The organism is Pseudoalteromonas sp. NZS127 (assembly GCF_015864805.1).
Taxonomy (GTDB): Bacteria; Pseudomonadota; Gammaproteobacteria; order Enterobacterales; family Alteromonadaceae; genus Pseudoalteromonas; species Pseudoalteromonas nigrifaciens.
Genome location: NZ_JADYWN010000010.1, coordinates 20,963 through 41,688 on the forward strand (window position 1 = coordinate 20,963; position 20,726 = coordinate 41,688).

Here is a 20,726-nt window from a genome sequence, read left to right on the forward strand (position 1 = left end):
TATATAAAGTTAGGTAGCTAGGTGAATAGTTGGCTAATGGCTAATGCATTGAGAAATTATTTATAAAGAGGTGAATGTCATCATTAGCTGTCATGGCTTTGGTAAATAATTCAAAAACCATACTAATACATATGTTAGTGAGCGTTGCGGCTGTGGAGTTTTCACTAAATGCAAAGTAAAAGGTGAAACTTAAATTATTAATCTATAAAGCTATTTAAGCAGCTATCGCGTTTTAGGGCTTAGTGTTTGAAGTCGCTTTTTCTATGACTAGCAGCTTCAGAGCCTCGTATATAAGTAATGAGAGGAGTCACTTTTGGGCGAAATAAAAATATTTGGTCTGTTTTTAATTACTGCTTTGGCAGAAATAATAGGTTGTTACTTACCATACCTTTGGTTGCGCGAGGGGAAATCGGTTTGGTTACTGGTTCCTGCAGCCCTTAGCCTAGCTATATTTGCTTGGTTATTGTCGTTACACCCAGCCGCTGCGGGTAGGGTGTATGCCGCTTATGGTGGCGTGTATATTTTCATGGCTATTTTGTGGTTGTGGATTGTTGATGGTATTCGTCCAACTACATGGGATCTTGTAGGTTCCGGTGTAGCACTTGTGGGTATGGCTATCATTATGTTTGCTCCACGTAGCGTATAACAACAGTACCTGAGGTAATAGGTTGTAATTACAGCGTAGTTAAAAAAACTGCATATATCCGTAAATTATCAGGTCTAAATCAGTTCAACCGCACATTAAAAATGTAGCTCTAATCATTGAAAACTAAGACGGTGCTATCGAGTTTTAGACTAAGAAACTTCAACTTATACTCCTCGAAGTTACTGATTTAGGTGGCAGGAAATGCTGAGCTTAGGTTTGTTTTTTAAATGCTAATGACACGAATTTACTTTTGGATAAAGTATCGAAAACGAGCAGGCACCTGTTGGTTACCAAGTCTGGGTGTGTTTTGCTATTTTACAGACCAACGATTTCTGGCGAGACTATGAGATAATGAAAGCAAATGTGGTTGTTTAATTAACAACCACGAGTTGAAGGGTATGCGGCTGTAGTGTTTATAGAGCAACAAATGGGCTTTACTGCAACTCAATAGCTGTTTTCACCACACACTTAATCTGGCCACATCCAAGCCAATAAATTTAAAAAGTTAAGAACCGATAAAAAACTATGAGCACTGAAAATATTTCTCAAAAAAACGCGAGCTTTTTCCCATGGCTGATTATGATCTTAATGTCGTCAGTGACCTTTGTAGGGATATTGTCGGAGTTGATGCCCTCTGGTGTTATGCCTTTAATGATGGCCGATCTTAATATTAGTGAAATGCAAACAGGTAATTTAGTGGGTTACTACGCCATTGCGTCAGCGATATTTGCAATTCCGCTCATTTCAATGACCATGCAATGTAATCGCAAGCACTTGCTACTGCTTTTGTTGGGTGGTTTTGCCGCTTCAAACATTGTGGTTGGGTTGATTGATAATTATAACGTTATTATTTTTCTTAGGATTATCGGAGGCATTTGTGCAGGTGTGATGTGGCCAATGATTGCAGCCTACGGTATGCGACTGGTAGATGAGGAACATCATGGCAAGGCTATTGCGGTTATTATGGCAGGCACCACGCTGGGAATTAGTATTGGTATGCCCATAATGACCACTATTGGCAATGAATATGGCTGGCGAAGTGAGTTTATTGGCTTTGGGCTGGTTATTATTGCTATTGCAGTTATTAGCTTTTTTTCTTTACCTTCAGCGCCCGGTGAAAAGCTGACCAAAAGCTCCTCACCTTTTGCGGTATTAACAAATCCAGCTGTACTAGTTATTCTTGTGCTTACCTTGCTTGGTGTAACCGCACATTATGGTGCTTATGTGTACATTACAAGTCTGGTTGAGGAAATTACTTTAGCGGGTGGGATTGAAAGTGCTTTATTGTTTTTTGGTGTAGGTTCGATGATTTCTGTTTTTTTAGCTATAAAACTTATCGATAAATACCTGCGGCTATTAACAATCACCATGTTTGCATTACTTATTATTGCTATGCTCACATTACTCATATTTGGCAAAGTTAAGGGCGTAGGGCATTTTGCTTTTTTTATATGGGGTCTTTCGTTTGGTCCATTAGTGACTTTAATGCAAGCCGCTGTTAGCAGGCAGGTAAAAAATGCCAAAGATGTTGCTACTTCAGTTCAGTCATCGGTATTTAATTTATCCGTTATGATTGCATCTTCTGTTGCTGGGCTGCTACTGGGGAATTACTCCCCAATGAGTTTGGTGTACTTTGCCGTTGTTTTGTCTATTCCGGGTATTATCATCGCATTTTTTGCGAAAAAGACTTTAAGTAACCTAGGCTCTGAATAATAAATCTATCTAAAGCAGCTATTTTCTGCGCTAACTGCGTTGAATTTACTTGCAATAGGCCTGCTATTGACGCGTAAATTCGCCTTGTTTTCACTGAAAATATCTGGCTAGAGAAAATAAGTTTAAATATCATTATTATTCAATACGTTAGTGAGTATCTTAACCAGGATTCAGGTAAAGTAGAGCGGTTAAGAAAACTTATATTTGCTGTGAAAATAAAATTTATACAATTAAAGTGAAGTGATAAATTGAAAGGTAGTGTAGCCAATATGACTTCTCCTGGTGGAGCATGGCGGTCGTATAGGTTGTTCGAGCGGTTAATACTAATCTAACGCTTATAATACCTTTCAAAACGCCAATTAAAACAACCCCAATCTCTCTTTTTATATGCTACAAAAAAGCGCAGTAATCAATTGAACCAAAATAGGAACTCGGCTATGGTTTATTAATAAAAATAAAGTGAAAACGAGTTGTTTTACAGGCTTGTTAGGTGTTTAGAGGTTTTTATGAAAGGTTTTTCTATATTATTGTTAAAAATACTGGCTCTATATTTGGCCTTAAATACCTTATATTCTTTTATACCGGTCTTTTTTTCCGGCAACATAAGTAATTTATTAACCCCAGAAATTTTAGTGGTTCTACTGGCTACTATTATTATCCCCATTGTTAGCGGATGTTTACTGTGGAAATATGCGGAACTGATTGCAAATAAAATTCATAAAGCAGAACCTACAACTCCCACTGTTATTGGACATGATGTTGTGAGTGCTGGCTTGTTTTTAATTGGTATTACATTACTTATTAAACACATAGGTATTCTTATTAACTACTATATGAATATGGATAAACTTGATTACGGTTCATTATTTATTATATTTATCAGTTTGTTGCTGGTTTTTAAAAATAGTATATTGATTAACTTATATTCAAAACATAACAACAAATAATAAGGCATTTAAACATAACTAAAAAGTTGGCTAAGTTTGTTTAGCACTACATTATTGCCTACACCACTGCCAGATTTAATTAAATTTTAATAAAATTTGACAGTCAAGTTAAGGCTAATTTGCAGGGTTATAGTTAACTTTAAAGTGCTTCTGGGTCTATCCAGCGGCGCATGCTGATCCACGCTTTACCCACTACTTCATGGCTGTATTGTGTTACTACATGCAAAGCTTGAGAATTTGGTACGAGTTGTTTATGCCAAGGCAATACAGCAAAGTTATGATAGTCAGTTGCCGCTGTTATTACCTCAACCCCTTGGGCATTAAATAAGTCTTTTGCGCGCGGCATATGTAAAACAGAGGTAACCAATGCCACTTTATAGTCAACTAATGCGGGGGCTAATAACTTTGCTTCGGCTGCGGTATCCATAGCAGCTGGATTTTGCACCAAGCGATTTTTATTAATACCTAAATTGATTGCTGTTTTATACATTAAGCTACTATTAGTAACTTTTTGGTATCCGCCGCCCGATACAATAAGTTGCGCATTTGGGTAGAGTTTGGCTAGCTTTATGCCTTCGACTAAACGAGTAAGTGCGCAGTTGCCAAGTTGGTTATTAGCACTTAAAGCCGTGTTGGGGTTAATGTCGCAACCGAGTACGACTATTTTATCAATTTTTGGCTGTTTTAATGAGTTAAATGCCAGTGCGGCTGGCTCGTTATTTTTTATAATTAGGTTAGCAACCAGCGGTGTGCTGAGTAAAAGCAGCGTCGCTAAGCTTATAAAAGATAAAAATAAAGCATGCCTTTTACCTCTAAATGCCAAAAGCAGCATAATAAGTGCAAATAGACCCAATAAAGGCAGTGGCATTAATAAACCACCCAGTAATTTTTTAATGGCAAACATAATGAGTAATATAAAAAGCTAAGTTAGCTTTATATTACTCATGTGTAAGGTGTTTATCGACCGTTATTTAACTTACAGGTATTTAAAAAGTGACGATAAACAGGGTTGTCTTTCATTTCTTTTTTCATCGCTAAATACATAGGGCGAGTTAAGCCTAATGCTCCTAGCGGAATTGACTTAATTAATCCTTGGCTTTCGTAAGGTGTAACCAGCCAGTCGGGTAATGCAGCCACGCCCATGCCCGCACTAACGAGCTGAAAAATTAGTAACCCTTGGTCAACTGTTTTAAGTGTGCCATCAAAACGGGCATTTTGAATAAAGTGTTTAAAAATATCTTGGCGTTCACGCGGAATAGGGTAGGAAATAATAGTTTCGTTTTTTAAATCAAGCGCCGTTACATAGGCTTTTTTAGCAAGATCATGGTCGGGGGCAACAATGAGCTTTAATTTAAAGTCGAATAAATGGGCGTATTCTAGCTGGTCGGGTTCGCGTATATCTGAGGTGAGCACTAGGTCTAGTTCATCACTTAATAAATCAGGAATAGCGTCGTAGCTAAAACCGCGTTCGTAATCAATTTTTATATCGGGCCAAAAATTATTAAATTCTTTAATTGTTGGCAGTAACCAATGAAAGCACGCATGGCATTCAACACTTAAGCGCATTTGTGAAATAGGCTGATTTAAACTTTCTTTTAAGCGGCACTTGGTTGCTTCTACTTTTGGTAATATTTCGTGGGCTAATTCAAGTAATAGGATACCTTGGGGGGTAAATCGTACTGGTTGGGTTTTTCTCTCGAACAATTGGCAGTCTAATTTATTCTCTAAATCTTTGATTTGATGAGATAAAGCCGATTGCGTTAAAAATAACTCACGTGCTGTATTAACCAAAGATCCTGTTTCTTTTAAGGTAGCAATGGTTTTTAAGTGTTTAAGACCAATCATCTTTAAAAATTCTCATGAAAAAGGTGAGTTTAACTCAGAGTAAACACATATTACGCTTTTACAAAAAACGTTTCAACGTCTAGAAGGCTGTTAATTGTATTTTATTAGCAGTTGCTATGCTTAACATTAAGTTTTTTAATCATGAAAGTCATTTTAAAATAGGTTTGATGAATTTTGCATGAGCTTAGCTCATGTTGGGTTTTAAGGTTTATCAATTGTGTAATACCACAACACAAGGTAATTTTTAACCATCTAAACAGCTAGGTTGGGTTTTGGTGTAATTACTAAAAATGTTTTGGGCGAACATGGATTTATTACAAACGTTTGAAAAGTTGATTACTCGAATGACATTGGCTAAGTATATAGAATACTAATACAGCTAATCTGCCAGATATTGCATGGATAAAAGCACTTTTTCACAAAGCAGCAGCTAAAGTACCGGTTGCGCGTTTGTGGGTAAATCCAGATTGTGGTTTAAAAACCAGAGTATGGGAGTAAACCCGCCAAGCACTTAACAACATGGTTAAAACAACCAAAGAGCTGCGTGATGAGTTAAAAGTTAGATCTACACCGTAAAAATGTAGCTTACGTATATAGCTTATATAAAAAAATCGCAAAATTAAGCCAGCAATAAGTCGCTGGCTTTTTTATTATAGTGGGGCGTCGATTAGTAAAATAGCTTCTTGGGCTGTTACTGGTTTTGATTTTAAATAGCCTTGCCCGTAATTGCACTGCGTAGTTTGTAAAATAGCGAGTTGCTCAGCAGTTTCTATCCCCTCAGCAACCACTGCAAGATTAAGTGATATTGCTAGCGACAAAATAGCATCAACGAGTGGATTGGCTGAGTCATGTAAGTGATCGATAAAGCTCTTATCTATTTTTAGAATATGAATAGGTAGCTGATGTAGGTAACCAAGCGCTGAGTAACCTGTGCCGAAGTCATCAAGGCAAAGCTTTACTTTTAATGGCGATAAGCCTTCAATTATTTGGGTCGCTAAGTCTAAATTTTCGATTAATCCCGACTCTGTAATTTCTAAACACAAAGACCCCAGCGGGAGCTGATATTTATTATAAATAGCGTGAATTTGTGCCACAAAATCTAAACTAGCAAAGTGACGAGAGGAGACATTAACGGTGACTTTTAAAAATCTGTGCCCTTGTTGATGCCAAATGCTAATTTGTTGTGCGGCTAAATCTAATAAATGTAAGTCTAAATTAATTATTTGCCCGGTTTTTTCAGCAATTGGGATAAAGTCATTTGGCGGTACAAACCCTTTACTGGGATGATGCCAACGAACAAGTGCTTCAAAACCAATCACTTCACATGTAGCAATGGTAAATATAGGCTGAAAATACAGCTCAAACTCATTGTGCTCTATACCGTGTTGTAAGTCGTTTTCAATATCAGCATGAGTTTTAAGCTTTTTGCGCATAATATTATTAAATAGCTTAACTTGTCCGCGTCCTGTCGATTTAGCTTCGTACATAGCTGCATCAGCTTGTTGTAATAAAATATAGGCTTTGTCGTTTTCGTTATCACTTAATGCTACGCCAATACTTGTAGATGCTTGTAATAGGTGGCCGTCAATATTAATTGGCTTTGAAAGGGCAAGTTGTATACGTTTGAGTGCATCTGTTACCTGATTTCGGTGAGTGATGTTTTCCATAAAAATAGCAAACTCATCCCCACCTAAACGTGAAAATGTGTCGGTATTGCGCACCGTGCCTTTAATTAATTGGCATATTTTTATTAAAAAGTGATCACCAACTTCATGACCAAGTGAATCATTAATACTTTTAAAACGATCAAAATCTAAATAGAGTAACGCGTGGCTAGTGCCTTTTTTTGCTCTTGCAAGGCGTAAAATAGCATGCTTAATTCGCTCAATAAGTAATGAGCGATTAGCTAGGCCAGTAAGATCATCGTGCAGGGCGCGATGCTCTAGTTCTTGGCGAGCTAATTGGCGGTCAATCGCCATACTTATTTGCCGGCTCACATAAGTAAGCAGCGCATTATCGTGTTGGCTGTAATGTAGCGCTTTATCGTAACTTTGCACTACTATAACGCCGCTATGGCGCTCGTTTACCCTAAATGGGACACCCAACCAAGATTCTGCGCGCCTACCCACCATTTTAAAATGCTGTTGTTCTACATGGTGTAAAAACTCATTACTAGTGAGCAGTAAAGATTGCTCCGTAACTAATAAATAATACGAGGCAGTGTCTTTTAATTGCTCTTTTGAAATTTTTTGATGGCTGTTGGTTTTAATGCCTTCTTCAACAATATAAACAATATCTAACACGTCAATTTGTTTATCGTATAGCGCTATAAAAAAATTATCGGCAGGGAGTAAACTATTAATAATTAAATGCAGCGATTCAAAAAAAACGTCTAAATTTTTAGCTTTATAAGTTAAGTTTGCAATTTGCAGCAGGCTATTTTCTAACTTTTGGGCATTATTTAATTGTAAAACAGTTGTTTGTAAGCTGTTTACCGTATTAACTTGATTTATTTTGGCACTTAATAAGTGAGCAACCGTAGTGAGTATTTCGAGGTGCGAGTTAGTAAAGTAATTTTTAATTGGGTGCTCACAATCTATAACCCCTAAAACATGATCTTTGTATATGAGTGGAACACATATCTCAGATTGAGCAGGGTGCTCATCAGCAATATAGCGGCTATCTTTGGTTACATCGCCAATCATGATTGCTTTAGCTGTGGTTGCTACATAGCCGGTGATACCTTCATCAAAGCGGATCACTTTTCTCTGTGCTTGATATTCTTTGCGCTCACTGGCAACGCCCATTGAAGCGGCTTGAATAAGCGTTAAATTAGCAGTATCAGCAAGATAAATTACACAATCAACAAAGCCAAGCCTATTAATCACTTGGGTAGTTACATATTCAAATAGCTCATCAAGCGTATCTAATTGCAGTAAGCTTGAGGAGAACTGATTAATTATACTTAGCTGATCGGTTTTAACTTCGAGCGCTGTAGTGGTATCTACTTTGTTAGGCATAGTAAGTAATGTGGTTCTTAGTTAAGTATGAATACGGGTACTAATTTAACATGGTATTAACTTTCCTACAAAACAAAATGATAATTGCTTTATGCTAACTGTAAAGTTTAATTGCAGCGCTACGCAGGTTGATTATTTATAATAAGATCTTTACTCGAAAACGTCCTATGCCTATGATCGGATAAATTTAGCTTAGGGACCAACTCATGACCGTTAAAAATACAGACTCTGCAGCAACACTCACTATTACCAGACCAGATGATTGGCATGTACATTTACGTGATGGCGATCAATTAAAAGACACGGTTCGTGATATTAGCCGTTATATGGGTCGCGCAATTATTATGCCTAACTTAATGCCGCCAGCAACCTGCACAGGTACGGCATTAGCTTACAGGGAACGTATAATGGCTGCAGGTCCACAAGGCAATTTTGAGCCTTTAATGGTGCTATACCTTACAGATAAAACAACCCCAGATGAAATAATAAAAGCCAAAGCTACCGGCAAAATAGTTGCAGCAAAACTATATCCGGCAGGTGCTACAACAAATTCAGACTCAGGTGTTACCTCAATTAAAAATATTTACCCTGTTTTAGCTGCAATGCAAGACGTAGGCATGCTGCTTTTAATACACGGTGAGGTGACAGATTCGTCTATTGATATTTTTGACCGTGAAAAAATATTTATCGAAACGATTTTAGGTGACGTAGTAACTGACTTTCCTGAGCTTAAAATAGTACTTGAGCATATTACAACAAAAGATGCGGTAGAGTTTGTAACCAATGCGCCGGATAATGTTGCAGCAACAATCACTGCTCATCACTTACTTTATAATCGCAACCATATGCTGGCAGGGGGCATTCGCCCACATTATTACTGTTTACCTATTTTAAAACGTAATATTCACCAACAGGCTTTAATGGCTGCTGCAGTAAGTGGTAATAAAAAATTCTTTTTAGGTACTGACTCAGCGCCTCATTATAAAGATAAAAAAGAAGCTGCGTGTGGTTGTGCAGGAGCTTATACCGCACATGCTGCTATTGAGTTATACGCAGAGGCATTTGAAGGTGCCGGTAAACTAGACAAGCTAGAAGGCTTTGCAAGCTTTTTTGGACCAGACTTTTATTGCCTTGCACGTAATAAAGACACCATTACTTTAGAAAGAAGCCCGTGGCAAGTGCCTGCAAGTTATACGCTTGGCGACTCACAAGTAGTACCTATAAAGGCAGAAGATACAATTGACTGGCAAGTTAAGTAGCCTGGTTGCCTAAAGCACCTAAAATTTTAAAGCTTAGGTAGAATAAGCTAGTAATTTTAGAAAAGCGCTTTAGATTTATTGTTAGATGACTATAGAAAATATGAAAGCGTTTAATAGTATTGCCAGCAAGGTGACAATTACTGGATAAAATTTATATTTATTTGCTTTTAAATTAACCGTTTAAGAAAAAAAATCAGAAACAACGCATTATTGATAAATATTTTCTAATTAATAGAGCGAAATAAAATTTAATGTGCTAATCTTAACTTGCTTTGAGTTTTTGCCTAATGAATTTACGGATGTTGTGCTGCGTTTAAGGTTACCGGTTTGGTTATTACTTCTTCCTGTACTGTACCTCCATATTTTTGAGCATTGATTCAAGGAGGATATTGCCATAATAATATGGCTGAATTTTAATTATTGACTTACAGGAAAATTTAGTATGTCGGTTACTGGTAAAGTAAAGTTTTTCAACGAAGCTAAAGGCTTTGGTTTCATTGAACAAGAAAATGGTCCTGACGTGTTTGTACATTTCAGCGCAATCACTGGTTCTGGTTTTCGCACTCTTAGCGAAGGTCAAGCAGTGACATTCAGCATCAAGCAAGGTCAAAAAGGCCCTGAAGCTGAGAACGTAGAAGCAGCATAATTTATTATGTGAACCTTCGTTCAACGTGGTGAAACAGGCTACTGTTTCACCATAATTTCTTTTTAAATAATCTACACTCCCGCAAATAAAATCAAAATAATTACCTCAAAATAATTACCTCAAAATAATTACCTCAAAATATTAACCTCCAAATATTTTAATTATCACTTACCAATTTAAACACTCTACAGTCATATATTATTTTAATAATTCGTATTTTTAAAAACACCATTACTCAATAAACAAAATCACCCTTTTTGTATTTGCTATTTGTCGTTTAAAAAATCACAAACGTAGCTAAATCATGGGGTATAAAGTTTAATACTAATACTAATACCAATCCAATTAAAAATATGATAATTCTAGCTTATTAAATAGCTTACGCGCTGTGTTGAAAGTAACTTATATAGGGCAGCTTTTAATTTAAATCCCCTCGCTATTTAACTCCCACTGAATTTAAACCAGCTTTAATAAGTTTGCTACAAGATCATTAAGGTTATTAAAAGTAACTTGTGGGCGCATGTAAGTTGCGTATGTAATTGCTGCGAGCGTACAAAAGCTCAGCAATAGGGTATTACAAATTACCAGCCTCACAGTTTAAGGGGGAAGCACTCCTTAGCTTTAATGCCGTGTTAACCAATCCACATCATTTTAAATTAATAAAAAATGATCAGACTATTGAATTAAATTGTCACTAGCTGCGTTAAAAGTAATTTTTAGCCACTACACGAGCGTACTAAGTGAAGGTGATGGCAAAGTAATAATTCAGAACAACGAAATATAAAGCCTTCGTTAAGAACAAGGAGCTTGCTCGTCATTAAAACAACTCTTTTAATTAAGCATATTAATATTATTGCCCTAGGGGCAGTAGTAATTATCAACTACTCTGAAATAAGCCTACAGATACATTTTTAATAGCAAACATTAAAGATAAACATTGTGCTAATAGGGCGGTAATGATTTATATTATTTTTGCATTTTAAAAAATGGATGGAACATATTTATTGTTTTAATTCTACCTTTATGATTAGTTTTTTATTATATAGTACACAATAATTATTATGGAGTGGGTTGCAGATTATTTATGATACAAATGTATTTCGTGTATAAAACGCTCAAAAATTGTTAAAGATAAAATAATAGAAGGTTATTTATATTTTTTTTTTAGTCTCTAAATAGTTAATACTAAATGTTATAATAATGTTTATTTTTAAGTTGTTAATTATGAATGTTGTTATTACAAAAGGGTTTCATGAAAGTATTTGCGGTAAAGTGGTTGCAATAATGTTAATATTGTCGGGTTGGTATATTAAATAACTTGTTCATATGCATATTTATTTATAGGTAATGCTAAACATCAAGTTGACATGACTTACTGCATTTAGCATTATTGAAAGGTTGATATCTATTAAAAGATATCAGGGTTGTCTTCCTCTTGTAGGTTGATAATTAAATTATAAAAGTAACATTACTTAATTGGTTGGGAACTATGTCTGTTAAAATCAGAAAGAGTCTTGTAGCAACTGCGTTGGTTGGCGCATTTGCATTTGCAAGCAGCAATGTGATTGCAGATCCTTTGAATGACGTGCAACAAGCAGGTCAGCAAATTCAAAAGGCTGCAGTTAAGTCTCAAACTAAAATTGACAATGTATATGGTCAAACTCAAGAGCTAATAGCTGAGTACCGTAGCATCGTTGATGAGACTGAACTTATGAAAGTGTACAACGATCACGTAGCACGTTTGGTTGATGACCAAAACGCGTCTATTGAATCGTTTGACCGTCAAATAGCAACTATTGATAACACTAAACAAAACGTTGTGCCTCTGATGTATCGCATGATCGATACGCTTGAGCAATTCATCAAAGCGGACGTTCCATTTAATCTTGAAACGCGCTTAGGTCGTGTTGAAAGATTACGTGAAATCATGTCTTCTTCTTCTGTAACAACGTCTGAGAAATTCCGTCAAGTACTTGAAGCTTACACAGTAGAAACATCATACAGCTCAGCTGTAAATGCTTCACAAGGTACACTTGATGTTGATGGCCGTAGCATTAACGTTGATATCGGTCGTTTAGGTCGTATTACTTATGTTGCACAGTCTTTTGACTTGAAACATGCTTGGGTTTGGGATAACAACACTAAACAGTGGAAAGAATTAGGTGAAGAATACCTAAAATCTGTTAAAGAAGTGATCCGTATGGCACGTAAGCAAGCGACACTAGAACTTGTTAAACTACCAATTTTTGGCGCGGAGTAATCAATAATGAAGAAACTATTTAAAGGTTTTGCTGTTGCAGCAGTACTAACTGTTTCTGCAGGTACCGCGCTTAATGCACACGCAAATACGAATGCATTAGATAAAATTCTTGAGCAAGTAAAACAAGAGCGTATCTCTGAAGGTAAAATCAATAAGCAACGTGAGCAAGAGTTCTTATCAGAACGTGCTGACAAGCAATCATTACTTAATAAAGCGAAAAGCCAATTAGTTGCTGAAAAGTCACGTGGCGATCGTTTAACTAAAGAATATGCACAAAACGAAAACACGCTAGCTGAGAAAGAGCAAGCACTACAAAATGCTCAAGGTACACTTGGTGAAATGTTTGGTGTTGTACGTCGTGCAGCTCAAGATGCTATCGGTTCTATCGAAGCGTCACTAGTAAGTGCTGAAAAGCCAGGTCGTGCTGAAGTATTACGTTCATTAGCAGCGGCTAAAGAGCTTCCTACAGTTCGTGAGTTAGAAGAGCTTTGGATTTCACTTCAAACTGAAATGACTGAGTCTGCTAAAGTTTCTACTTTTGAAACTGAAGTTGCTGGTCTTGACGGTAACCCGTCAATGAAGAAAGTAACACGTATTGGTAACTTTAACTTAGTTACAGACGACGGTTACTTAATTTATTCACCAGAAACAAAGTCGATTCAACCACTTGGTAAGCAGCCTGATAGCTACATTTTAGACGGTATTGCAGACCTTGAAAAAACATCGTCTGACAACTATGCTGGTGTATATGTGGATCCAACACGTGGCGCGATTTTGCGTATTAACACTCAAAAAGCAACACTTATGGAATACTTCCATCAAGGTGGCGTAGTAGGTTACATAATTACTGCGTTGTTAGCTTTAGGTATGTTAATTACTCTAATTCGTTTTGTTGACCTTACGCTTACTACAAGCAAAATTAAGAGCCAACTTAAAAATGTTGCTACACCGAATACAAATAACCCATTGGGTCGTATTCTTAAAGTGTACCATGACAACAAGAATCAAGATGTTGAAAACCTTGAGCTTAAACTTGATGAAGCGATTCTTCGTGAAACGCCACGCATCGAAGCTGGTATCAACATTATTAAGATCCTTGCTGCCATCGCACCATTACTTGGTCTACTAGGTACAGTAATCGGTATGATATTAACGTTCCAAACAATCACATTGTTCGGTACGGGCGATCCGAAGATCATGGCTGGTAATATCTCTCTAGCACTTGTAACTACAGCGCTAGGTCTAATTGCTGCACTACCACTAATTCTACTTCACGCACTTGTAGCTGGTCGTAGTAAGTCGGTATTACACATCCTAGATGAGCAAAGCGCAGGTATCGTTGCGACTCACGCGGAGAAGGAGAAAGCCTAATGCTAGTCCTGATGGAGATATGGGAATCTATCAGGGATTTTGTTGGCACAGGCGGCCAGGTTTTATACGTGGTCGCGATAGCACTCTTTCTGATGTGGGTTTTAATGATTGAGCGCTATTGGTTCTTACTTGCAGAGTTTCCGCGTTTATCGCAAGAAATTATTGCAAAGTGGGATGCCCGCCAAGACACTACGTCTTGGTACGCACACAGAATCCGTGAAGCATGGATTTCTGAAGCGTCTGAAAAATTAGATCAGCGTATGTTGTTGATTAAAACATTAGTAGCTGTTTGTCCTTTAATAGGTTTGTTAGGTACTGTTACTGGTATGATTTCGGTTTTCGAAACCATGGCTAGTCAAGGTACTGGTAATGCACGATTAATGGCATCAGGTATTTCAATGGCAACAATCCCAACAATGGCTGGAATGGTTGCGGCACTATCTGGAGTGTTTTTTAGCTCACGTCTTGAGACAAAAGCTAAAATGGTGAAAGCCAAACTTGTAGATAACATGCCTCATCACTAGAGAGAGAATTAAATATGGCACGTAAACAACGTTTTCGTGAAGAAGAAGAAGCAGCGGTCGATATGACGCCGATGCTTGACATCGTATTTATCATGCTTATTTTCTTTATCGTAACTACATCGTTCGTTAAAGAGGCTGGTATCGAGGTCAATAAACCAAAAGCTGCCCAAGCTACTAAGCAAAAAAATGCTAACATTTTTATTGCTATACGTAGTAACGGCGAAATCTGGGTTGATAAACAACAAATTGATGTTGAACGTATTTCAGCAAAAATTGAAAGTTTATTAGCAGAACAACCTACCGAAGTTGTGATTATACAAGCTGATAAAGAAGCTAAGCACGGCACGGTAGTTAAAGTGATGGACCAGATTAAAGCGACGGGTGATAACCTAAGAATTTCAATCGCTGGAGATCAGTAATGATTCGTTTTCTGTTTTCACTGATTGCAGGTGGGGCAGTTACTTTCGGCTTGTTCTACTTCATGGCATTCCTCATCTCTGGTGGGGCTGACCGTAATACTGAACAAAAAGAGCAGATCATAGTCGAAATAATGACGAATCCGCCTGAATCTAAGGTGCAGGAAAGAAGGCGTGTTCCGCCTCCTCCTCCTCCACCGCCAAAGCAGCCGCCTAAACCGCAGCCGCCACAGCCGGAAAATAACAACCCTAATCCTGGTGGATTGTCATTTAATATGCCAAGCATCGATGTGGGAAGCACGGCAGGTGGACTAAGTGGTCCGGGTGCATTTGGACGAGATGGTGATGCGACACCTATCGTTCGTATTGAACCAAAATATCCAACGCAAGCAGCACGTGATGGTAGAGAAGGTTGGGTTCAACTTTCGTTCACTATCGATGAGTTAGGTGGCGTGGTTGACGTTGATGTAATTGACGCTGACCCAAAACGTGTCTTTGACCGTGAAGCTAAACGTGCATTGCGCAAGTGGAAATACCGTCCTAAAATTATTGACGGTAAACCACAAAGACAAGTTGGTTTACAAGTTCAATTAGACTTTAAACTTAACCAAGGCAACTAAGGAGGCGAGTAATGAGAAATTTATCTAAAGTAACTGCTCTTGCAATTCTTATGTCTGTGTCGGGTGCAGCTTTGACTGCACCTGTTTTAGCGGCGCCAAATTACGCAAAAATTGAAGAGCGTAAAAAAGCAAAAACTAAAATCATGGGCGAGCGTACTGGTAAAAAAGTAATTAAAGCGTTTGACTTGTATAATGAAGATGATGTTGATGGTGCACTTGCTTTGCTTAAAGAGTTAGATCCGTCTAACGATTTTGATAAAGCAACTGTAAATCGTTACTTAGGTAGTATGTATGCTCAAAAAGAGCAATACAAAACAGCCATTAAGTATATGAAAGCAGCTATTGCACCAGATGTATTAAACTTTGCCGATCAAGCACAAGGTTTAAAAACCTTAGGTGACATGTATGCAGGTACTGAGCAATATAGTGCTGCAAAAAAAGCCTACGCTGATTGGATGGACTTTACAGGTGAAGAAGATCCGAAAGTTTATACTCGTATTGCGCAAGCAAGTTACGAACTTAAACAGTTTAAGGATGTTATAGAACCTGCTGATAAAGCGATTAAGCTTGAAAAAGAGCCTACAAAAGCTCCTTATCAACTTAAGTTAGCTTCATATTTTGAACAAAAACAGTATCAAAATATGGTTCAAGTTGCAGAAGAAATCGTTCGTGTATGGCCAGATGATAAAAAATCTTGGGTAGGCTTAGGTAAGTATTACTTACAAACTGAAGACTACAAAAAAGGCCTTGCAACTATGGAAGTTGCATACAAAAACGGTTACTTTGAGAACGAAGTTGAATACAAAGTACTAGCTAACTTTTATTCTTTAAACGAAATACCTTATAAAGCGGCATTAACGCTTGAAAAAGGCATTAAAGAAGAAAAAGTACAACGCACTAAGCAAAATATCAGTGCAATTGCTAGTAACTATCATCGTTCAAAAGATATTGAAAAAGCCGCTAAGTATTACGAAGAAGCTGCAAAATTTGATAACGATGCTGAGCTTTATCGCAAAGCCGGTTCGTTACTTTTACAATCTGAAAACTTTAGCGCAGCAGTTGTTCGTTTGAACAAAGCACTAGAGTTAGGCTCTGATAAAAAGGGCACTATTTATTCAGATTTAGCTGAAGCGTACTACTACCAAGCTAAGTATAAGCAAGCACATGCTGCAATTACGAAAGCTATGGATGACCCTCGCACACGTAAGTTTGCAAAAGGTTGGGCTACATATATTAAAGATAAAGCCGCTCGCAACGGTGTTAAAATTTAATTTTTAATGTATATTAGCAATTTTTAAAAAGCCCCTCTGGGGCTTTTTTTATTGGGATGAACATGAACAAAACGCTTATTTTTTCATTTTTACTGTGTCTATTTTTGACCTCTTGCTCTAAGCAACCACAACCGTACACATCATTCGATGAAGCGCAGCATGCATTAAAATCGCTTAACCTAGCTTTATACCAGCCAGAAAATAGTAAACACACAGAGCTGCGTAGTGAGCAATTGCCTTTTACAGATGCGTATTTACAAAAGCGCCACGTTATTTATCAAAGCTTAATGCAAATGCAACTAACTAAGCCGCAAACTGAGCAGGTTAATTATCTTGTTATTGCAGAGCGTTTTCCTGAGCGTTACTTTGCCTGGCCAGCACATACAAATGTTTTAGTTAATTTGCTTAACTTAGCAAGTTCACAGAGTGACTATCAGAATATAAGTAATTGGCTTGAATTTGTGCAGCTACAACTAGAAAATGCGCAGTTAAGTAATTTAAAGTTAAATAAAATTGAGCACAGCTTAATAAAAAATTATGTGCTTAGTGCACTTAACGATAAAAACATACCAAATAGCTTATTAGCTCAACTTAATATTTTAAAAGATTATTTAGCGCAATATAGTCCAAGAGGAAGTGTAGGGCTATACGGTTTAGCTAATGGCAGTGAGTGGTATCAAAGTAAGTTAAACTATTTTAGTGGTGTAGTGCACTCTCCGCTTGAGTGGCTTACTATTATAAATGAGCAGCTAAAAGAAGAGGAAAAAAAGCCAGTTAATCAGGAGGTGAGCCAAATTTATCCGAACTCATTTTTGGTGCAATTTACTAATGGCAATAAAGAAGTGCCAGGTTTAGATTGGTTGTCGGGGTTTAGAGACTTACCCGCTATAGCTGAAAATCAATCACTTTTAGCGCAGCAAAAAACGCTAATGTTAGCAATGATGGAAACTGATGTAGGGCTGCATATTCATGCGTGGACCTTGCCTCAGGCTAAGGTTAACTTAGTAAAGCGCTTAAATATTAGCGAAATAAATGGAACAAGGTTAGTTAAAGATATAGTGCTTTACCCTGGGCAAGCGTTTAGCTTTGCTCAGCAATTACTTTAACTGCCCCTGTGACTTAACCTTGCCCAATGTGCGCTTATTTAGCGCACTGTTCACAGCGTTGTGTAGCTGGATCTAATTCGAGTAAAGCTGTTGTTATAGGCTCTTCACAATCACAGCAATAACCGTACTGACCTATCTCAATTTGACTCACAGCAGCCTCTAAAGTAGTCATTCGTTGAATATACTCACCGTATTCGGGGCCGAGCTTTTGCGCTGCCAAGTCGAGCCACTCTGCATTGACTGTTCGCGTTAATAAAGATAATAAATGCTGGTGAGATAGATGCGCTGATTGAGAAAGTAAGTTTAATATTGTTAATTTTACTTCCTCTATTTCATTAATTAACCTTTGCTGATGTTGCATCGCGTATAACCCCTTTATAATTAGCATTGAGCAATAGGGGTATTATCTAGGTAGATTTACTTACGCGTTATGATTTGCATCAAACTGTGGCGCTTTGGCATACTTACTTAGTACCTCTGCGACATCTTCTTTGGCCTTTAATCGGCGGATTTCGTCAAATAATGTTATTGCCTGTGGGTACTGACGTTTTAAGTAACCTAGCCACTGCTTAGTGCGCGATGCAAAGTACTTTTCATCTTTAGCGGGGTCGTGATGAATAGCAGAATTTATTAAATGATAAAGAATATGCTCCCACTCGAGCCCTACATAAGGTTCATTATCTATATTCGCTTTAATTTTTTTTGCTAAATCGGGATGAGATAACGCACCACGACCAAGCATTAAGTCGGTACAACCACTGCGTTTTTGGCACAACATAGCATCATCTACTTGCCATATTTCGCCATTAGCTACAACCGCAATATTTTTATTTTTAATTAAAGGTGGGATCTTTTCCCAATAAGCAGGTGGGTTATAGCCATCACGTTTAGTGCGAGCATGAATTGCAATACTGCTTGCACCGGCGCTGACAACAGCATCTACTATTTCTTGGCTGTTACTGTCGTCATCAAAACCAAGACGAATTTTTGCACTCACTTGATGTTTGCTATCAACGGCGTCTCTTACCGCTTTAATTATTTCATACATGTGCTCGGGATCTTTAAGTAGTACAGCTCCGCCTTTACTTTTATTGACAGTTTTTGCTGGGCAGCCAAAATTTAGATCTATGCCGTGAGAGCCCAAACTAATTGCTTTAACTGCATTTTCTGCAAGCGCACCTGCGACTTGACCTAATAACTGAATGCGTACCGGTGTACCAGCACTAGTGAGGCCATTATTGTTAAGTTCAGGACAGTAACGATAAAAAACTTTATCAGGTAAACAAGCATCAACAACACGCACAAACTCAGTCACACATAAGTCAAAACCACCTATATTGGTAAGAAGTTGGCGCATTTTGAAGTCAACAACACCTTCCATCGGTGCTAAAACAAGTTTCATAGAGAGATTAATTATGGCTAAATAAAGGGATGTGTAGTGTAACCGTTAATCATAAATTGATAAATCCGTAATTACCGCGCATAGTTACTTTAGCCAAAAAGTTTACAAATAATTAAAATAAAATGAAATTTTTTATTTTTATACAGGTCTACTTAAATACATACTCGTATTTTCCAATTCTTTGGTTATACAATCTTATTAAAAAGAGAGTCATATAATGAATACAATCAAAAAAAGTTCAATCGCGTTAACACTAGGTGCAGTTGTTGTTGGCTCTGCAAGCTTTGTATCAGTGGATGTGCAAGCAAATCCTTTTGAGTTTCAACAAATGGTTACCGGCTATCAAATAGATGCTACCGAAGGTAAGTGTGGCGAAGGTAAATGTGGCGGCGAAGCAAAAGCTAAAAAAGAAGGCAAATGTGGCGAAGCTAAATGCGGTGCAGATGCAAAAGCTAAAAAAGAAGGCAAATGTGGCGAAGCTAAATGTGGTGCAGATGCCAAAGCTAAAAAAGAAGGCAAATGCGGCGAAGCTAAATGTGGTGCAGATGCCAAAGCTAAAAAAGAAGGCAAATGCGGCGGCGATGCAAAAGCTAAAAAAGAAGGTAAATGTGGCGAAGCTAAAAGTGGCGCAGATGCAAAAGCCAAAAAAGAAGGCAAGTGCGGTGAAGGTAAGTGTGGCGGTCATTAAATTTTATTAAAGTAGAATAACTTTACTTCAGGTTAAATACTTTAATACCATATAGAATAAAGGGCCGGTTGGCCCTTTTTGTTGGGAGTGGTTATGACACAAATTATAAATACTGACTTAGGTATGGTTGGTTTAGGCTTACGTAGAGAAATGCTTGACGAGTTACTAGTGCATGTACCTAAACAAGTCGATTTTATGGAAGTTGCTCCAGAAAATTGGCTAAAATTAGGCGGGCGTTTTAAAAAACAATTTAAAGCATTAATCAGTGCTAATAGTTTTGCTTGTCATGGCTTATCGCTTTCAATTGGCTCAACTGCGCCAATTGATATTGAATTTGTAAAATCACTAAAAATGTTTTTTGATGAACATGATATAAAAATTTACAGCGAGCACTTAAGTTACTGCTCTGGCACAGGGCATATGTACGATTTAATGCCGATTCCGTTTACTTTAGAAGCGATTGCTCATGTAGTGCCGCGTATCAAACAAGTACAAGACATATTAGGGCGCCAAATTGCCATAGAAAATGTGTCTTATTACGCAGCCCCTGGGCAGCAAATGTCAGAGCTGGCGTTTACTAATGCTATTTTAGAGCAAGCTGATTGTAAGCTGTTACTCGATGTGAATAATATTTATGTGAACTCAGTAAACCATGGTTATGACGCAGAAGCCTTTTTAACCGGATTACCGACACAGCGTATTGCTTACGGCCATGTAGCTGGGCATTACAATGAAGCCGATGATCTAATTGTAGATACCCATGGTGCAGATGTAATTGACCCAGTTTGGCAGTTACTCGATAAAGCGTACCAAACTCACGGTGTATTTTCGACGCTGCTCGAGCGAGATTTTAATATACCGACCGTTAATGTATTAACCAAAGAGCTAGATATTATTCATAACCTGCAAGCAAAATACCTTGATAAATCACTAATCAAGCAGCGAGCTTAATAAGCATGTCTGAACCTAGAGTGCCTGCAAAAGGAGTATTT

Annotated in this window: 20 protein-coding genes; 15 read left to right on the plus strand and 5 right to left on the minus strand. The window is 37.6% G+C overall.

Annotated elements, in window-relative coordinates; all coding sequences use genetic code 11:
* Window positions 1–313: 313 nt before the first annotated feature.
* The 3 genes from I6E78_RS10550 to I6E78_RS10560 all read left to right on the plus strand — a co-directional run bounded on the left by I6E78_RS10550 (window position 314) and on the right by I6E78_RS10560 (window position 3,306).
* The gene (locus tag I6E78_RS10550; RefSeq protein WP_197182440.1) at window positions 314–646 is read left to right on the plus strand and encodes a YnfA family protein; all 333 of its coding nucleotides are present in this window, start codon (window positions 314–316) and stop codon (window positions 644–646) included.
* Window positions 647–1,171: 525 nt separating this feature from the next.
* Window positions 1,172–2,359, plus strand: a complete 1,188-nt coding sequence (locus tag I6E78_RS10555; RefSeq protein ID WP_197182441.1) for an MFS transporter — start codon at window positions 1,172–1,174, stop codon at window positions 2,357–2,359.
* Between the two features lie 506 nt (window positions 2,360–2,865).
* Window positions 2,866–3,306 (plus strand): hypothetical protein, encoded by a 441-nt coding sequence (locus tag I6E78_RS10560; RefSeq protein ID WP_197182442.1) that lies wholly within the window; start codon window positions 2,866–2,868, stop codon window positions 3,304–3,306.
* Window positions 3,307–3,445: 139 nt separating this feature from the next.
* On the opposite strand, the gene I6E78_RS10565 is transcribed toward I6E78_RS10560, so the two are convergent.
* The gene (locus I6E78_RS10565; RefSeq protein ID WP_197182443.1) at window positions 3,446–4,210 is read right to left on the minus strand and encodes a YdcF family protein; all 765 of its coding nucleotides are present in this window, start codon (window positions 4,208–4,210) and stop codon (window positions 3,446–3,448) included.
* 53 nt (window positions 4,211–4,263) lie between these two features.
* A complete protein-coding gene (locus I6E78_RS10570; RefSeq protein ID WP_197182444.1) occupies window positions 4,264–5,151 on the minus strand; it encodes a LysR family transcriptional regulator in 888 nt (295 codons plus the stop codon).
* A 402-nt stretch (window positions 5,152–5,553) separates the two neighbouring features.
* Here I6E78_RS10570 and I6E78_RS18670 point away from each other — a divergent pair, with 402 nt between their 5' ends.
* Window positions 5,554–5,649 carry a hypothetical protein gene (locus I6E78_RS18670; protein ID WP_331459144.1) on the plus strand — a complete coding sequence of 32 codons (96 nt, stop codon included), beginning with the start codon at window positions 5,554–5,556 and terminating at the stop codon, window positions 5,647–5,649.
* 152 nt (window positions 5,650–5,801) lie between these two features.
* Here I6E78_RS18670 and I6E78_RS10580 read toward each other — a convergent pair whose 3' ends face one another.
* Window positions 5,802–8,171 (minus strand): GGDEF domain-containing protein, encoded by a 2,370-nt coding sequence (locus I6E78_RS10580; RefSeq protein WP_197182445.1) that lies wholly within the window; start codon window positions 8,169–8,171, stop codon window positions 5,802–5,804.
* A gap of 206 nt (window positions 8,172–8,377) precedes the next feature.
* On the opposite strand from I6E78_RS10580, the gene pyrC reads away from it, so the two are divergent.
* The 9 genes from pyrC to I6E78_RS10625 all read left to right on the plus strand — a co-directional run bounded on the left by pyrC (window position 8,378) and on the right by I6E78_RS10625 (window position 17,644).
* Window positions 8,378–9,430, plus strand: a complete 1,053-nt coding sequence (gene pyrC, locus I6E78_RS10585; RefSeq protein ID WP_197182446.1) for a dihydroorotase — start codon at window positions 8,378–8,380, stop codon at window positions 9,428–9,430.
* Between the two features lie 442 nt (window positions 9,431–9,872).
* On the plus strand, window positions 9,873–10,076 hold the full coding sequence (locus tag I6E78_RS10590) for a cold-shock protein (protein ID WP_002961702.1): 204 nt from the start codon (window positions 9,873–9,875) through the stop codon (window positions 10,074–10,076).
* A 1,489-nt stretch (window positions 10,077–11,565) separates the two neighbouring features.
* Window positions 11,566–12,336, plus strand: a complete 771-nt coding sequence (locus I6E78_RS10595; protein WP_058373057.1) for a DUF3450 domain-containing protein — start codon at window positions 11,566–11,568, stop codon at window positions 12,334–12,336.
* Window positions 12,337–12,342: 6 nt separating this feature from the next.
* Entirely contained in the window at window positions 12,343–13,707 is a 1,365-nt protein-coding gene (locus I6E78_RS10600) for a MotA/TolQ/ExbB proton channel family protein (RefSeq protein WP_058373058.1), read from the plus strand.
* Window positions 13,707–14,231, plus strand: a complete 525-nt coding sequence (locus I6E78_RS10605; RefSeq protein WP_011327873.1) for a MotA/TolQ/ExbB proton channel family protein — start codon at window positions 13,707–13,709, stop codon at window positions 14,229–14,231. Before I6E78_RS10600 ends, I6E78_RS10605 begins: the two co-directional genes overlap by 1 nt.
* 14 nt (window positions 14,232–14,245) lie before the next feature.
* Window positions 14,246–14,650, plus strand: a complete 405-nt coding sequence (locus I6E78_RS10610) for an ExbD/TolR family protein (RefSeq protein ID WP_007583867.1) — start codon at window positions 14,246–14,248, stop codon at window positions 14,648–14,650.
* Window positions 14,650–15,267 carry an energy transducer TonB gene (locus I6E78_RS10615; RefSeq protein WP_011327875.1) on the plus strand — a complete coding sequence of 206 codons (618 nt, stop codon included), beginning with the start codon at window positions 14,650–14,652 and terminating at the stop codon, window positions 15,265–15,267. The genes I6E78_RS10610 and I6E78_RS10615 overlap by 1 nt, the downstream gene beginning before the upstream one ends.
* Before the next feature lie 11 nt (window positions 15,268–15,278).
* Window positions 15,279–16,538, plus strand: a complete 1,260-nt coding sequence (locus I6E78_RS10620; RefSeq protein WP_197182447.1) for a tetratricopeptide repeat protein — start codon at window positions 15,279–15,281, stop codon at window positions 16,536–16,538.
* Between the two features lie 62 nt (window positions 16,539–16,600).
* Window positions 16,601–17,644, plus strand: coding sequence for a hypothetical protein (locus I6E78_RS10625; protein ID WP_197182448.1), 1,044 nt, complete (start codon window positions 16,601–16,603; stop codon window positions 17,642–17,644).
* A 34-nt stretch (window positions 17,645–17,678) separates the two neighbouring features.
* Here the strand turns inward: I6E78_RS10625 and I6E78_RS10630 are convergent, their stop codons facing one another.
* Complete coding sequence (locus I6E78_RS10630; protein ID WP_058373060.1) at window positions 17,679–18,005, minus strand: hypothetical protein; 327 nt, start codon at window positions 18,003–18,005, stop codon at window positions 17,679–17,681.
* 60 nt (window positions 18,006–18,065) lie between these two features.
* Window positions 18,066–19,046 (minus strand): tRNA-dihydrouridine synthase, encoded by a 981-nt coding sequence (locus I6E78_RS10635; RefSeq protein WP_058373061.1) that lies wholly within the window; start codon window positions 19,044–19,046, stop codon window positions 18,066–18,068.
* Between the two features lie 217 nt (window positions 19,047–19,263).
* Here I6E78_RS10635 and I6E78_RS10640 point away from each other — a divergent pair, with 217 nt between their 5' ends.
* Entirely contained in the window at window positions 19,264–19,734 is a 471-nt protein-coding gene (locus I6E78_RS10640; protein WP_197182449.1) for an HvfA family oxazolone/thioamide-modified RiPP metallophore, read from the plus strand.
* Between the two features lie 93 nt (window positions 19,735–19,827).
* On the plus strand, window positions 19,828–20,685 hold the full coding sequence (locus I6E78_RS10645; protein ID WP_442960315.1) for an HvfB family MNIO-type RiPP peptide maturase: 858 nt from the start codon (window positions 19,828–19,830) through the stop codon (window positions 20,683–20,685).
* The last annotated feature ends 41 nt before the right edge of the window (window positions 20,686–20,726 follow it).